General features: G+C 37.2%; 11 protein-coding genes and 2 pseudogenes. 10 read left to right on the forward strand and 3 right to left on the reverse strand.

All coding sequences use genetic code 11. The annotated features are described in order from the left end of the window. Nucleotides 1-14: 14 nt before the first annotated feature. On the reverse strand, nucleotides 15-308 hold the full coding sequence (locus H346_RS0107560; RefSeq protein WP_027970546.1) for a transposase: 294 nt from the start codon (nucleotides 306-308) through the stop codon (nucleotides 15-17). Between the two features lie 120 nt (nucleotides 309-428). Then, a pseudogene (locus H346_RS09945) lies at nucleotides 429-1,783 on the reverse strand (aspartate kinase). A gap of 163 nt (nucleotides 1,784-1,946) precedes the next feature. On the opposite strand from H346_RS09945, the gene truA reads away from it, so the two are divergent. From truA to H346_RS0107585, 4 genes are read left to right on the forward strand one after another with little or no spacing between them, the layout of a single operon-like run. Continuing rightward, nucleotides 1,947-2,696, forward strand: a complete 750-nt coding sequence (gene truA / locus H346_RS0107570) for a tRNA pseudouridine(38-40) synthase TruA (RefSeq protein WP_027970547.1) — start codon at nucleotides 1,947-1,949, stop codon at nucleotides 2,694-2,696. Further along, nucleotides 2,686-3,453 carry a bifunctional hydroxymethylpyrimidine kinase/phosphomethylpyrimidine kinase gene (locus tag H346_RS0107575; protein ID WP_027970548.1) on the forward strand — a complete coding sequence of 256 codons (768 nt, stop codon included), beginning with the start codon at nucleotides 2,686-2,688 and terminating at the stop codon, nucleotides 3,451-3,453. The genes truA and H346_RS0107575 overlap by 11 nt, the downstream gene beginning before the upstream one ends. Beyond that, nucleotides 3,440-3,907: an ECF transporter S component gene (locus H346_RS0107580; RefSeq protein ID WP_027970549.1), complete on the forward strand. Its 468-nt coding sequence runs from the start codon at nucleotides 3,440-3,442 to the stop codon at nucleotides 3,905-3,907. Before H346_RS0107575 ends, H346_RS0107580 begins: the two co-directional genes overlap by 14 nt. A gap of 13 nt (nucleotides 3,908-3,920) precedes the next feature. Next, nucleotides 3,921-4,484: a TIGR01440 family protein gene (locus H346_RS0107585; protein ID WP_027970550.1), complete on the forward strand. Its 564-nt coding sequence runs from the start codon at nucleotides 3,921-3,923 to the stop codon at nucleotides 4,482-4,484. Nucleotides 4,485-4,576: 92 nt separating this feature from the next. On the opposite strand, the gene H346_RS0107590 is transcribed toward H346_RS0107585, so the two are convergent. Beyond that, a complete protein-coding gene (locus tag H346_RS0107590; protein ID WP_027970551.1) occupies nucleotides 4,577-5,419 on the reverse strand; it encodes a mechanosensitive ion channel family protein in 843 nt (280 codons plus the stop codon). Nucleotides 5,420-5,679: 260 nt separating this feature from the next. Here H346_RS0107590 and H346_RS0107595 point away from each other — a divergent pair, with 260 nt between their 5' ends. The 6 genes and pseudogenes from H346_RS0107595 to tnpA form a co-directional block, all read left to right on the forward strand. Continuing rightward, complete coding sequence (locus tag H346_RS0107595) at nucleotides 5,680-7,050, forward strand: alpha-amylase family glycosyl hydrolase (RefSeq protein ID WP_027970552.1); 1,371 nt, start codon at nucleotides 5,680-5,682, stop codon at nucleotides 7,048-7,050. 433 nt (nucleotides 7,051-7,483) lie between these two features. Then, entirely contained in the window at nucleotides 7,484-8,767 is a 1,284-nt protein-coding gene (gene tig, locus H346_RS0107600; RefSeq protein WP_027970553.1) for a trigger factor, read from the forward strand. Between the two features lie 597 nt (nucleotides 8,768-9,364). Further along, nucleotides 9,365-12,679, forward strand: coding sequence for a S8 family serine peptidase (locus H346_RS0107605; RefSeq protein WP_027970554.1), 3,315 nt, complete (start codon nucleotides 9,365-9,367; stop codon nucleotides 12,677-12,679). Nucleotides 12,680-13,330: 651 nt separating this feature from the next. Continuing rightward, entirely contained in the window at nucleotides 13,331-13,924 is a 594-nt protein-coding gene (gene rpoE / locus H346_RS0107610; RefSeq protein ID WP_027970555.1) for a DNA-directed RNA polymerase subunit delta, read from the forward strand. 522 nt (nucleotides 13,925-14,446) lie between these two features. Continuing rightward, complete coding sequence (locus tag H346_RS0107615; protein WP_027970556.1) at nucleotides 14,447-16,051, forward strand: CTP synthase; 1,605 nt, start codon at nucleotides 14,447-14,449, stop codon at nucleotides 16,049-16,051. Between the two features lie 93 nt (nucleotides 16,052-16,144). Then, nucleotides 16,145-16,447, forward strand: a pseudogene (gene tnpA, locus H346_RS09950) (IS200/IS605 family transposase); the annotation flags it as partial.

Here is a 16,447-nt window from a genome sequence, read left to right on the forward strand (position 1 = left end):
TAGAAACCGAAACTTTATTTCCGGCTTGTCTTCAAGAAAACCTGAAACTTTTTTAGAAGAGTCAACTGCTTTTGTAGAATCTTATTCTCTTTCTTGAGTTTTTTAATCTCAAATTGGGCATGACAAAGTGCGCTCCCATGTCCTAGAAACGTACTTTCTGCACATTTTTCGTATTCTTGACCCCAGCGATATAAATTATTTGGGTGAATTCCTAAAGTAGAACTAACCATTTTTACAGGCTGCTCTCCCTCGGGAATGAGTTTGACACCAAATAATTTGAACGCTTTATCAAATACTTTTCTTGGCAATAATAATTTTCCTCGTTTTCACTGTATTATACCAAGTCCAAAAGTCCACGTTAGATTTTTTATCTAACTTTTTTTGGGGGGTTAGCTTGTGATGTGTGATTTTATGAATCTATTTTTGGTTTAAAAGAAGGTTTTGTAGAGGGCTTTGATGGCCTTGTGCTCATCTCTACTATCCACGACAAACATAACAGAGACTTCGCTAGATCTTTGTGAAATCATAGCTAGATTGATCTGATTTTCGGAAAGTGCTTTGGTTGCTGTGGCGGTTATTCCGATGTGGCTCTTCATATTTTCGCCAACAATCATGATAATGGATAAGTTTTTAGTGATATTTGCTTCATCAACTTTTAAATCATGGATGAGACGATGGAGAATCTCTTGTTCTTTGATTGGGGTTAATTCTTTTTGGCGAATGACAATTGATAAGTCATCAATTCCTGTTGGCATATGCTCCCAGCGAATGTTAAGGTTTTCTAAAATTTGGAGAACTTTTCGACCAAATCCAACTTCTCTATTCATTAAATATTTTGAAATATTAATACTAGCAAATTTATCGTCGCTTGAGATTCCGACAACAGCAGCGTTTGAATTTTTGTTGTGTTCTAAAACGATTTTGGTGCCAGGGTGACTGGGATTGTTGGTATTCTTGATGACAATGGGAATTTTTCCTCGATAGGCTGGAATTAATGCCTCATCGTGAAGAACAGAGAAACCTGCGTAGGCTAATTCTCGCATTTCTTTGTAAGTTAATTCTCTAATGGAATGTGGGCTGTAAACAATTCCTGGGTGTGCAGCGAATATGCCATCTACATCAGTGAAGTTTTCATAAATATCTGCTGTCACACCGGCGGCAATAATTGAAGCGGTGATATCAGAACTTCCACGAGAAAAGGTACAGATTTGATTGTCTGTTGTAACACCGAAAAACCCCGGTATAACAAGAATGCCATCTAACTAGGTTAAGCTTTTCAATATAGTTGTAGCTAACGGGTAAAATCCGTGCATTTTGAGGTTCTTTACTAACAAAGAGACCAACTTCTTTTGGGTGAAGATAGGTTGCATTTAAGCCATTAGCTTGCAAATAAGCAGCAATTAATTTCGCATTATTGTCTTTGCCGGCAGCAAGAAAGGTGTCATATAAAAAGGGGTTATTTTTGATGGATAGATTTGATAAATCGGTTAAGGATTGAGCAATTTCAGTGCTGACGCTGCTATCTATCTAAATCTAAATCGTCACAGATTGTTTGGTAGCGTTGAATAATCCAATTAAGAGGCTCTTGAAAATCTTGATTAGATTGAAAGGTCTTATAATAAGTAATTAAGGCATCAGTTACTTTGGTATCATTAGGTGTCCGTTTTCCTGGTGCAGAAACGATAACAACTTTTCTTGTTGAATCTTCTCTAATGATAGCTAATACTTTTTTTAGTTGTTGGGCAGATGCTAAGGAACTACCACCGAATTTGACGACTTTCATAAGAGAATCCCCATAATTTTTGAATATTAGAAAAATTATAGCAGAAAATGCTTTCTTTGTCAGTAACTTTTTCTAAGAAGCAGAAGAAGACAACTTAACTGTCCCCATACAGTTGAGTTGAAAGATAGTTTCTCTTACTTTGAAGAAATGTTAGAATAGTAACATGACAAGATATAAAGCAATTATTTCCTACGACGGGACTCTCTTTTCGGGTTTTCAAAGACAGAGTCATGCACGTACGGTACAAGAAGAAATTGAAAAGACACTTCAAAGATTATCAAGTGGACAAAAGATACAAATTCATGGAGCGGGACGTACAGATGCTGGCGTGCATGCTTATGGGCAAGTGATTCATTTTGATTTGCCACAAGAACGTGATTTAGAGAAATTGCGTTTTGCTATGGATACTCAAACTCCGGACGATATAGCTGTTGTTCAGTTGGCTATTGTTTCAGAGGATTTTCATTGTCGTTATCAGAAGCATTCTAAGACATATGAATTTTTAGTTGATACCGGTCGTTCTAAAAATCCTATGATGCGTCATTATGCTACTCACTACCCATATCTGCTGGATGTTCAGAAAATGCAAGATGCTGTTAGAGACTTGATAGGGACACATGATTTTACAGGTTTCACAGCAGCAGGTACTTCTGTGAAAAATAAGGTTCGTACCATCACTGAGGCGACTCTTATCCGTGATGAGAAAACTGGTTTTCTTATTTTTACGTTTTCTGGGAATGGTTTCCTTTATAAACAAGTAAGAAATATGGTTGGAACCCTACTTAAAATTGGAAATGGACGTATGCCTGTCGATCAAATTAAGCTTATTTTAGCATCGAAAAATCGTCAGCTAGCTGGTCCTACACCTGCTGGGAATGGGCTTTATTTAAAGGAGATTCGTTATGAAGAATAATTATATTTTAGCTATTTCTGGAAATGATATTTTTAGTGGTGGTGGCTTGTATGCGGATTTGGCTACTTTTGCAAGTCATGAATTACACGGTTTTGTTGCTGTGACCTGTTTGACAGCAATGACAGAGAAAGGATTTGAAGTTTTTCCGACACAATCAGCTATTTTTCGTCACCAACTGAACAGTTTAAGAGATGTTCCTTTTTCTGCTATCAAGATTGGACTTTTACCCAATAAAGAAATTAGTCAACTAGCTTTAGAGTTTGTAATCTCTCGTCCGGATATTCCTCTTGTTTTGGACCCTGTCCTTGTTTGTAAGGAAACTCATGATGTTGAAGTGGCAACCTTGCGTAAGGAATTGTTGCAGTTTTTCCCCTATGCCACAATCGTGACCCCAAACTTGATAGAGGCTCAGCTATTATCCCAAAAAGAGATTAAGCATTTAGATGATATGAAAGAGGTTGCTGATGAACTTTACCGGCTCGGAGCAAAGCATGTGGTCATTAAGGGTGGGGATCGTTTTAGTCAAGAAAATGCCATTGATCTTTTTTATGATGGAAATCATTTTGAGACATTAGATTATCCAGTGCTTGAGCAAAATAATATAGGTGCCGGCTGCACTTTTGCCTCTAGTATTGCGAGTCAGTTGGTAAAGGGGCAATCTGTATTAGAGGCTGTTCGTTCTTCAAAAGAGTTTGTTTATCAGGCTATTTTACGATCAGATAAGTACGGGGTGAAACAAAGCAATGCGAAACAGTAAAACAAGAAAATTGAGTTTGTTGGCAGTATTGATAGCTTTGACAGTTGTTTTAGGGCGATTTGTAATGGTTCCTACACCGACAGGTTTTTTAACGCTTTTGGATGCAGGAATTTATTTTACCAGTTTTTATTTGGGAGCTAAACAAGGTGCTGTTGTTGGCGGTTTATCAGGCTTTTTAATAGATTTAATAGCGGGTTATCCGCAATGGATGTTTCATAGTTTGATTGCTCATGGAGCACAAGGTTTCTTTGCTGGTTGGACATATAATCGTTGGCTGGGGTTATTGCTGGGGTCTGTTGCGATGCTCGGCTGGTATTTTTTAGGTTCTCTGATGCTTGGCTATGGTCTTTCTGGGGCTTTAGCTAGTGTTTGGGGAAATGTGATGCAAAACTGTTTTGGGCTTTTAATGGGTTACCTGACTTTTAAAACGATAAAACGTTTAGAGAATAAATAAACGAGGTAAATGTATGGATTTGCAGGATTTAGAATATCAAACAAGGGTTATTCTCGTAGATATTCTTGAGCGCTCTGCTATTCAAAGGGGACAACTCTTTGTTTTAGGTCTGTCATCTAGTGAAGTTCTTGGTGGCAGAATCGGTCAAAATTCTAGTTTGGAAGTAGGTCAAGTTATGGTTAAAACAGTCTTGGAAGAACTGACGAAACGTGGAATTCATTTGGCTGTTCAGGGGTGTGAACATCTTAATCGTGCGTTGGCAGTTGAGCGTCAAGTGGCAGAAAATAAGGACCTAGAGATTGTTAATGTCATTCCAAATCTTGATGCTGGAGGAAGTGGGCAAGTCGCTGCTTTTCAATTACTGACGGATCCGGTGGAGGTTGAAGAGATAATTGCTCATGCTGGTTTGGATATTGGAGATACCTCAATTGGCATGCATGTGAAACGTGTCCAAGTGCCTCTGGTACCTATTCAACGTCAACTGGGGGGAGCTCATGTGACTGCTTTGGCTAGTCGTCCCAAATTAATTGGTGGGGCAAGAGCAAATTATCATGAGGATGCTATTCGAAAACAGTAAACATAAAGTCTATCTGATGTGCCTTTTACTTAAGGTAATCAGATAGACTTTTTGTTATAAAAAAGGGTGCAAAACTAATCTAGTTGTGATTTTTAAGGGTGAGGCATCGGGTAACTAACAATTGTAGGCAGACTAATACCTTCTTTAAGCAAGGCTTCTTGATAGAATTGATAAAAGGTATGATAAATCAGAAATTGCTGACCATTTTCGGTGAAAATGGTCACACGAAAAGTGAATTGTCCACTTGAATTAGTCTGTGGGCCAAGGATATTTGGTTTGCCGACAATTTGTGGGAAGTTAGGCAATTCGCGTTCATTAACTTGTTCAATAATTCGGGTAACTTGGCTTAAATCAACTGTGGAGTAAAGGGGAATTTCAATTAAGGCACGCATATTGCCACGCGATTTATTGCTGACGATGGTGATGCTACGATTAGGAATAAAGTGTAGGGTGCCGTCAAAACCGCGAATTTGGGTGGTGCGAATACCAACACTCGAAATATTTCCCTCAATGCCTGAAATGGCAACGTTATCGCCAACTTCAAATTGATTTTCGAAGAGGATAAAGAAACCATTAACAACATCTGATAGGAATCCTTGGGCGCCAAGACCTATAGCAACTCCAGCAATTCCAGCTCCCGCAAGAAGACTTGAGACGGGAATACCAAGTAAGCTAAGGATCCAATAGATCAAGAGAAAGTATAAGACGTAATTTAAGATATTATGAATCAACTTAGATAAGGTTTTTTTACGAGCTTCACTTTGTTTGGAGTAGGAAAAGGATTTGGTGATTGTCTTTTCAAATAAGTAATTACTGACTCGCTTTAAAATAGTGAAAAAGAGTAATAAGAGGATGAGCGACACTAGTTTAGAGAAAATAGTTAAGCTAATATTTTCGATATGAAATTGATTGAAATAATGCAATAGAAACGTCATAAAATATCCTTTCCTTTCTAGATAGTTTACCAAAAAATAAGCTAAAAGAGAACTGTCACTTAACTTGTTAATAAAACACGCAATAGAAGGCACAAGGAAAAAGTTTTATTTAACTGCTTTTAATGTTTTATTTGAAAAGTATTGCAAAAAGGATAATAATTATATTATACTTTCTATGGGAACAATTCCTAGATGGATTCTTAGTTCCTATTATTATTGACTGTTTATGGAAACGTTTGCACTTCAGGAGGGAGATCTTGATGAAAAGTCCAAAACGAAAGAAAGTTTTGATAAAGGTATTAGCTGTAGGTTTTATTATTGGGGTTTGCTTAGGTTTCTTTTTCTCAAATAAATCTAGGCAAATAGAGATAAAAGATGGGGCAATTCTCCATGCTTGGTGCTGGTCTTTCAAGACCATTACGCAAAATATGGCTGCCATTAAAGCAGCTGGTTATACAAGTATTCAGACTTCACCAATTAATAAAGTTATTGAGGGTGAACATGGTAGTAAAGAATTAACAAATTGGTATTATCATTATCAGCCGACAGACTACACCATTGGGAATTACCAGTTGGGAACAGAAGCTGAATTTAAGGCTATGACTAAAGAGGCGAAGAAATATGGGCTTCATGTTATTGTGGATGCGGTTTTAAATCATACCACTTCAGAAGTCAAGGCAGTTAGTCCTAAAATTAAAGCTCTTGGAAAATGGACCCATGGAAATGAAGGGATTAAAGATTTTAGTGATCGTTATCAATTAACTCAAAAATCTTTGTTGGGTCTTTATGATTTGAATACTCAAAATAAAGCCGTTCAAGCGTATCTTCACAATTACTTAAAGCGTGCTGTAGCAGATGGTGCGGATGGTTTTAGGTATGATGCCGCTAAGCATATTGAATTACCAAATGAATACGGAAGTGATTTTTGGAAGGTTATTCTAAACAATGGTGCCAAATTCCAATACGGAGAAATTTTACAAGGGTCGACATCAAGAGAAGGTGATTATGGTAAACTTATGGGGGTTACGGCATCAGATTATGGTGAATTTATCCGAAATGTTTTGAAGCAGAAAGAAGTAGATGCAGAAGATCTTATTGATTTTCAAGTGCCGGGGGTTTCTAAAGATAGATTAGTCACGTGGGTAGAGTCTCACGATACTTACGCTAATGACAATGGTGAATCCACAGAGTTGACAGATCAAGATATTAAACTTGGTTGGGGGTTAATTGCTGCTAGAAAAGAAGGGGCTCCGCTATTTTTCTCTCGTCCGGTAGGTGGCGGTGGACAAGCAGAGCGTTTTCCTGGGTTCTCTCAAATTGGAGATGCGGGAAGTGATTTGTTTAAAGATAAGGCTATTGTAGCTATTAATCAATTTCGTAATGCGATGAATGGTTATGATGAATATGTTCACAATGCTGGGGAAGAGCGAGGAATTGTATTGATTGAGCGAGGAAATAAGGGGGCTGTTATTATTAACTTAACAAATGATGATAAAACCATTTCGTCTAAAACAAAACTAACTGATGGCACCTACAAAGATACGGTGACAGGAAAAACGTATAAGGTATCGCAAAAGAAACTCAAATGCCCTATTGCGAAGAGATCAATAATGGTGTTGCTCCCAGCATAGTTAGGTTTATTGGCTGTGGCGTTTATCGGAAAATCGGTGAAAGATAGTTACCTTTTAAGGAGAAAATGCTCCCAAATTTCCTAAAAGTCTACTTGTTCAGATAAAGCTATCATTTACTTACTGGACAATAGCAGTCGCATATTGCATTAAATGTGTGTGTTATCATCTTGGAAATAAGTGATGATATTCTGAAATAGGGAGGATAATAGATCACTGAACTAGTGAAGCGTAAGAGATTTAGTCCGGATATGAAAAATATTAAAATAGAATTTCTTAGAATTAGTGATAAATCGGCTTGAGAAATGCAGTTTGATGTTTTCCTATTATTTTGGATTTATACCTTTGTCGTGTTCGTATATAAAAAAACTTTAAAAACGCTTTAATTTATGATAGAATGAACTGTATCTAAATTATTTTAAGGAGAAATGACTTAATGTCTACATCATTTGAAAACAAAGCTACCAATCGTGGCGTAATTACATTTACAATTAGTCCAGATAATATCAAGCCAGCTCTTGATCAAGCTTTTAATAAAATTAAAAAGGATTTGAACGTACCAGGTTTTCGCAAAGGGCATATCCCTCGTCCGATTTTTAATCAAAAGTTTGGTGAAGAAGTTCTTTATGAAGATGCTTTGAACATTGTGTTGCCAGAAGCATATGAGGCGGCTGTTGCAGAACTTGGACTCGATGTTGTTGCACAACCCAAAATTGATGTTGTCTCTATGGAAAAAGGTCAAGAATGGAAACTTACCGCTGAAGTTATTACAAAACCTGAAGTTAAACTTGGTGATTACAAAAATCTTGCGGTGGAAGTTGACGCTTCAAAAGAAGTGACGGCTGAAGAAGTTGATGCTAAGATTGAGCGAGAACGTGCTAACCTTGCAGAACTTGTTGTTAAAGAAGAAGCAGCTGTTCTTGGGGATACGGTTGTGATTGACTTTGTTGGTTCAGTTGATGGTGTTGAATTTGATGGCGGTAAAGGCGATAACTTCTCTCTTGAACTTGGCTCAGGTCAGTTTATTCCAGGTTTTGAAGATCAATTGGTTGGTGTTAAAGCTGGTGATACTGTTGAAGTTAATGTCACTTTCCCAGAAACATATCAAGCAGAGGACCTTGCGGGTAAAGATGCTAAGTTTGTGACAACTATTCATGAAGTCAAAACAAAAGAAGTTCCAGAACTTGACGATGAACTTGCAAAAGATATTGATGAAGAAGTTGAGACCCTTGAAGCTTTGAAGGCTAAATATCGTAAAGAGCTTGAAGCAGCTAAAGAAATCGCTTACGATGATGCAGTTGAAAGCGCTGCTATTGAATTAGCAGTGGCAAATGCTGAAATTGTTGAATTACCAGAAGAAATGGTCCACGATGAAGTTCATCGTTCAATGAATGAATTCATGGCTAATATGCAGCGTCAAGGTATCTCGCCTGAAATGTACTTCCAATTAACTGGTACAAGCCAAGAAGATTTGCATAAGCAATATTCTGCAGAAGCTGATAAACGTGTTAAAACCAATCTTGTGATCGAAGCAATTGCAAAAGCAGAAGGTTTTGAAGCTAGCGCTGAAGAAATCGAAAAGGAAATTAACGACCTTGCAGGTGAGTACAATATGCCAGTTGAACAAGTGCGTACACTTCTTTCAACCGACATGCTGAAACATGACATTACAATGAAAAAAGCGGTTGAGATCATTGCAAGTTCAGCGACTGTAAAGTAAAGAAGTGATCTATTAAAAATAACGATTTAAAAATAAACTGAATTTTGAATTGCCCCTAAGTTGGACGAAAAACCAATCAAGGGACAATTCAATTTTTTTGTCTGTTTTTGGATTGGGGAATTAGGATTAAGATTTTATTGAATGAAATTGGGTTTTTAGTTACTTGTGAGCTTTGAAAATCGGTGAATTGTATCATTAAAAATAGGCTAGCTATAAAGAATATGGAAAGAAATGCAGTTCTTTTTTTGAATATTTTCTTAACATTTGATAAATGAGAAAATTTAATGATTGTAAAGACAATGGAAAGTTAGGATTAGCAGAAGTTATTGGCTACAAAAGAGAAACTGTCTAGTCTACTGAATTTGGCTTAAAACAATAGGAGTTTGTGCCAAGGAATAATGCGTTCAAGCTAAAGTGGTGTTTCACCATGAGATTACGGATATTTGGTAGACGACTCCAAGGAGGAAATTTTTTAGGGATACCATCTAACAGTCTATTGAATAGTATTCTTTTTTATTGTAGAATATTATTTGCAGTTTTCATTACTCATTTTTTATAAATATAACTGTAATATATTAAAATAACTTGGAGGATATAGTGAAAAAAGTCACTCAAAAGAAACAATTAATTGCCATGTCATTAGTCACTACAGGCTTGTTGATGATGCATACTGAGCAGGTAGCAGCTCAGGAAGAAACAACAGTATCTGAAGCAACAACGACACCATCACATACAACGACACCATCACATACAGCGACAGCAGCTAACGAGTCTGAGACAGTTGCTGTAACTTCAGAAACACCTGTTCAAAGCAAAGGAATGACTCTTGGATCGGAGTTAGATAGTACTAACGTTACAAAGGTATGGGCAGATAGTCAGCAAGGAGCTGGAACAGTGACAGCTGTCCTTGATGAAGAATTAAATGTCAAGCATGATATTTTTTCAAACACTAATCTTGAAGCGCCTAAAGTGAAATCAGAAGATGATTTAAATGCATTGAAAAACTCTGCTAAGATTGATTATGGTAAATGGATTTCTTCTAAAGTTATTTTTACGCATAACTATTTAAAAAACAATGATGATGTGGCAGGTACAGAGACACATGGGAGCCACGTCTCTGGTATTGCAGTTGGTGAAACAACAAAGGCTATGGAGAACGGTTTAAAGATGACTGGTGTTGCTCCTAAATCGCAACTTATTTTCATGAAAGTCATTGGAGGATCTGACGAATTAAAAGCTAAAGCTATTGTTGATGCTATTAATTTAGGGGCAGATAGTGTCAATATGAGTTATGGAAAAGGTGGGGGATCAAAATCTAACTTACACCCCGATCTAATTAAAGCGATTCAACTAGCAAAAGAAAAAGGTGTTTTCTTAGTGGCGGGTGCTGGAAATGACTATGCCTTTGGAGGTGCTTTTAAAAAACCATTAGCTGAAAATCCAGATTTTGGCGTTGCTGCTTCTCCAGGTTTATCAGAAGATATTATCAGTGTAGCAGCCTATTACAATCCTAATATGTATAGCGAATACTTGACGACATCGACAGATAAAAAGGTTGCCCTTTCAACAAGTCAGGGATTAGTTAAAGGTTTTGAAAAAGGAAAATCTTATCAATTTGTAGATGCAAAATTTGGCAGAGTAGAAGATTTTAAAACGATTGATTCGAAAGGCAAAATTGCTTTGATCCAACGTGGAGAGATTGATTTTGCGAATAAGATTAAAAATGCTATCGCAAATGAGGCTGCCGGGATTCTCATTTATAATAATTTAGCAGAAGAAAATACGACCTTATCCTTATCTGGAGAACTTGCTAAGATACCATCTGGTTTTATTAGTCAAGAAGATGGTCAGGCTTTATTAAAAAATAACAACCAGACTTTAACATTTAATAAAGATTTCCAATTCTTTAAAAATCCTGGTGGCAATCAAATAGCAAGTTTCTCTAGCTGGGGACTTACTGCGGATGGGCATTTAAAACCAGATGTTTCTGCACCGGGAGGGAACACCTATTCTGCCGGTTTTGAAGGAAATAACTATGAAATGATGAATGGTACTAGTGCAGCAGCTCCGCATGTTGCCGGCTTGGTAAATCTTTTAAAACCAATTTATCAAAAACGTTTTCCAACTAAAACACCTCAAGAATTGGCGAAACTCATCAAACAAATCATGATGAGTTCAGCTACTGCTGTTTTTAATGAGCAAGAAAAAGCATATGTGTCACCTCGTCAACAGGGAGCTGGCTTGGTAGATGCTAGTAAGACTGCTACTGCCATTGCATATGTGACGGATAAGGATGATAACAGTAAGATACATCTTGGAGATGTTAAAGAAACCTTTAATTTAACAGCAAAAATTCATAATTTAAGTGAAACACCTAAGACATTTTATTATACAGCGCATGTGGCAACTGATAAGGTAGAAGGAAAACACTTTGCACTTGCACCAAAGCATTTGTTGACAACTGAGGTTAGGTCGGTAACTGTCCCTGCCAATACAACATTAGATGTTACAGTGCCAGTTGATATGAGCCAATTTCACGATGATTTGATGAAGCAGATGCCAAATGGCTACTTTTTAGATGGTTTTATCCGCTTTATGGAAGCGCCTAATGGTTCTGAGTTAATGAGTATCCCATTTATTGGTTTCCGTGGTTTAGGGAAGTTTGCTGATTTGGCAGCAATGGAAAAATCTATTTACGAAACTCCGCAAAAAACGTTTTATTATGAACGTCCTGATCATTTACAAGATGGAGAATTTGAATTAGATGATCTTAAAGAATTTAAATCGCAAAGCTTTACGGCCCTTCTTAGTCAGTATGGTTCATGGGGTTATGTTCAGGAGTCTCAGCGTCCAGGTTTTTCTGAGGAAGAGAGCATGGAATTTCGTTCAACAACTGTCTTAGGAACCTACGAAAAATCTGGTTCCAAAGATGTAAAAACGATGTTTATCAAAGACGGTAAACCTTATTTAGCAATCTCACCAAATGGGGATGGCGTCATGGACACTGTTGAGTTTAGAGGAACCGTTTTGCGTAACGTGAAAGGTCTAAAAGCTAAGGTGTATCGCCAATCTGATCTTGAAAAACCTATCTGGGAAAGTTCAGAAGTGGCAAAAGTATACAAAAATTATAGTGAGTTAATTGAGAGGACAGGTACGGCGACTGTTTTTGAAAATACAAGATGGGATGGAAAAGACCAAAATGGTTTGTATGCTGGCGATGGGAACTACATCTATCGTATTGTGTACACACCGGTATCTGAGGGAGCAAAAGAGCAGTATATGGATTTCTATTTGTCTCTCAATACTGTTGCACCTACCCTACCAACATCAGCAATCTACGATGCGAATAACCGATTAGTAACAGTAGGCTCTGCCCAACAATCTCAGAATAACGCTCCTATTTTCCGATCACGTTTAGCCTATAGTGATATGGAAGATGGAATGCCAGTTATTCGCTATATAGAAGCTAATCAGGACGGTACGTTTAGTATTCCAAAAACAACATTAAATGAAGCAGGAGAAAGTGTTGACCTAACTGTAGAACAATTGACCTATGTTGTTGAAGATCGAGCAGGTAATTATTCTCATGTGAAACTTACAGAACTTCTTGAAAAAGGAAAACAATTGCCAGAGTCAGACGGAAAAAATACTCCAGGAAAAGATAAGGATCAGAAGGAACTGGTGCCAAATGTCACAGAAAAACCTATGCAATCAGTCATTCCTAAAGTAAGTCTCCTTAATCGTAAATCTGGTGAAAATAGAGAGAAAACGAAGTTAGAGAATACCGTTAGAAGAAGTGTTGAACTTCCTCAAACAAGCGAATCATCTAAATCAATAACAATGCTAGGTATAATCGCTTTAGGTTTATCTTTTGTATTGAATGTATTTCCTATCCGAAGAAAGAATCGTTAATAATAGTAGCTGAACTATTTTTATTGAGTAAGCTTGAGTTAGTTTAAGGAACTGTTTCAAAATGAAGTTGTTTCTTAGAGGTGAAAAGGCTGTTTCCTCTAACGACGATTTCAGCTGTAAGTTTCCATAGATCCCTAGAGGCAACTCTAGGGGTTTTGCTATTGGTTAGTTTGTATCGTTAATGCCAAGATAGAAGCTTTTACTGATTTGTAGTAATTGGTTCATTTGAAAGCCGCCCTTCCAGTCTGGTAGGTTTTTGAGATGAGAGGAAAAAGATAAATTTAGTTATCTCAATCAGTCACTAATAGAACCAAGAGATATGAGGCTTTATTTTGGAACAATCGGAAAAAATATGCCTTAGTAACGAGTCTTTTTTGTAGCTTGACACACAAAGAAGTGGTAGGATAACAGTTCTGTGAGAAACGAATGGCGCTAGGCATAGAAAGTGATATGCCCATTTTCAAAGATATAACAGTTTTGCTAACAATTATCAGTATGATTTTTAATATTTCGTTTAGGTAAATCTGAAGAAATAGAATTCGTGACGTGTGTTGGCATAAAGATAGGGTTAAATCTTGGTTGATAAAAGCTTTGACGAATTGTCTTTTTTAGCGTAAAATAGTAGGGAATGATAAAATAAGGAGAACTGCCTTGAAATTAGATGTATTTGCAGGACAAGAAAAAAGCGAACTTTCCTTGATTGAAGTGGCTCGCGCCATTTTGGAGGAACGTGGTCGCGATAATGAAATGTATTTTAGTGATTTGGTTAATGATATTCAAAATTACCTAGGAAAATCTGATGCAGATATTCGTCAAGCATTGCCGTTTTTCTATACAGATTTAAATACTGATGGTTCGTTTATTCCTCTTGGAGATAACAAATGGGGACTTCGTTCATGGTATGCTATTGATGAAATTGATGAAGAGATCATTACATTAGAAGATGAAGAAGATGGCGCACCAAAGCGTAAGAAAAAACGTGTTAATGCCTTTATGGATGGTGATGTGGATGCTATTGATTACAACGATGATGACCCAGAAGACGAGGATTTTACAGAGGAATCTTCGGACATTGCGTACGATGAAGAAGATTCAGATGATGAAAAATCAGAAGTAGAATCTTATGATTCGGAATTAAATGAAATTATCCCAGAGGACGATTTTGAAGAAATAGACATCAATGAAGAAGATGACGAGGAAGATGAGGAAGAAGACGACGAGCAAGACGAACAGAGCGACGAGTAAAAGTTTTTTCTGTTCCCTCAATATATTTTAAAAAGTCCCACGACAAACGCATGAAGAAAAACTATCATGATTTTTCTGAAAAGGGGGATTATGTTCTGAAATGCAGAAAAACCTTTTGCTTTTTCAGAAAGCATCGTTTTCTAGTTAAAATTTCAGGAAGAAAACTATTTTGGCAATTTTATATATTCATAATTAAATGACAATTTAAACTTGCAATAGCTTTTCATTGTTTTCATTATTTTTTCGATAAAAGATTTTCTTAGTGCGTTTGTCGTGAAAAAAGTCCTAGTACCATTTGACAAAGTACTTATTATAGTTTATATTATTAATCGGGCACCTCTTTTGAGAGGTCGGATAAAGGCTCCCTATCTATAGGGGGCTATTTTTGTTTTTAAATTCAAATAGTCCCTAAGGCAATTTTTACTTGAAGCTAACCCCTTATTGAGCTAGTTAGGACTCAAGTCCTAAGTGATTGACTAGATTAAGGAAGGTGGGCTGTTTTATTTTTTTGGAGGTCTTTTGATGACAAAATATATTTTTGTAACTGGTGGCGTTGTTTCATCAATTGGTAAAGGGATTGTAGCAGCAAGCTTGGGTCGTTTGTTGAAGAATCGTGGGTTGAAGGTTACTATTCAAAAATTTGACCCATATATTAATATTGATCCTGGGACAATGAGTCCTTACCAGCATGGTGAAGTTTATGTTACTGATGATGGTGCTGAGACTGACTTGGATTTGGGGCACTATGAGCGTTTTATTGATATTAACCTTAACAAGTATTCCAACGTTACAACGGGGAAAATTTACAGCGAAGTTCTTCGTAAAGAGCGTAAGGGAGAATATCTTGGTGCAACGGTCCAGGTTATTCCTCATATTACGGATGCTCTGAAAGAGAAAATTAAACGTGCGGCAACAACGACTGACTCAGATGTGATTATTACTGAAGTTGGTGGTACCGTTGGGGACATTGAAAGTTTACCTTTCTTAGAGGCGCTTCGCCAAATGAAAGCAGACGTTGGTTCTGAGAATGTGATGTATATTCATACCACTCTCTTACCTTATCTTAAAGCCGCAGGAGAAATGAAAACCAAGCCCACGCAGCATTCTGTCAAGGAATTGCGTGGTTTAGGGATTCAGCCCAATATGTTGGTGATTCGTACAGAAAAACCTGTTGAGCAAGGTATTAAAAATAAATTAGCTCAATTCTGTGATGTGAATCCAGAAGCGGTTATCGAATCTTGTGATGTGGAACACTTGTACCAAATTCCATTAAATTTACAAATGCAGTCAATGGATCAAATCGTTTGTGATCACTTAAAATTGGATGTTCCACAGGCAGATATGACAGAGTGGTCGGCAATGGTTGATAAGGTAATGAACTTGAACAAGACAACAAAAATTGCCTTGGTAGGAAAATATGTTGAACTTCCAGATGCTTACTTATCAGTAGTGGAAGCGTTGAAACATTCCGGCTATGCTAATGACACTGCTATTGATCTTAATTGGATCAATGCTAATGAGTTAACTGCTGAAAATGCAGCTGATTTACTTGGAGATGCCGATGGTATCATTGTGCCGGGTGGTTTTGGTCAGCGAGGTACAGAAGGTAAAATTCAGGCGATCCGCTATGCGCGTGAGAATGATGTGCCAATGCTTGGTATCTGTCTTGGTATGCAATTAACCTGTGTCGAATTTGCTCGCCATGTGCTTAATATGCCAGGAGCGAACTCTTTTGAATTGGATCAAAGTACGAAGTATCCTATTATTGATATTATGCGTGACCAAATTGATATTGAGGATATGGGTGGGACCCTTCGTCTTGGCTTGTATCCGTGCAAATTAAAACCCTCTTCAAGAGCAGCAATGGCTTACAACAACCAAGAAGTGGTACAACGCCGTCATCGTCATCGTTACGAATTTAATAATCAGTTCCGTCAAGCATTTGAAGATGCTGGTTTTGTTTTCTCAGGTGTTTCACCAGATAATCGCTTGGTTGAGATTGTGGAATTGCCAGAGAAAAAATTCTTTGTGGCAGCCCAATATCATCCTGAATTACAAAGTCGTCCAAATCGTCCAGAAGAATTATACACAGCTTTTGTGACTGCATCTGTGGAAAATACAAAGTAAGTGCGATTATTATGGCTTCGAGCCAGTTTTTCTCGAAGAGGAAAACAAGAAAACCACCAGCTAAGCTGGTGGCTAACAAGGCTTGTAGCTTCCATTTACTACAAAATAAGACAGGATTTAATTGAAATTTTCCGTCATCTATGTCAATACAAAGATGTGGAAATTATAGAAGGACACATGATACCCGATCATGTTCATATGCTTGTCCTGATTCCACCAAAACTAGCGATTTCTGATTTCATGGGCTACTTAAAAAGTAAAAGTGCTCTGATGATATTTGATAAGCATGCGAATTTAAAGTATAAATACGGAAATCGCAAGTTTTGGGCGAGAGGGTATTACGTCAGTACAGTCGGATTAAATGAACAAACTGTAGCGAAATACATACGTGAGCAA

This window comes from Streptococcus castoreus DSM 17536 (assembly GCF_000425025.1).
In the GTDB taxonomy this organism is placed as follows: Bacteria; Bacillota; Bacilli; order Lactobacillales; family Streptococcaceae; genus Streptococcus; species Streptococcus castoreus.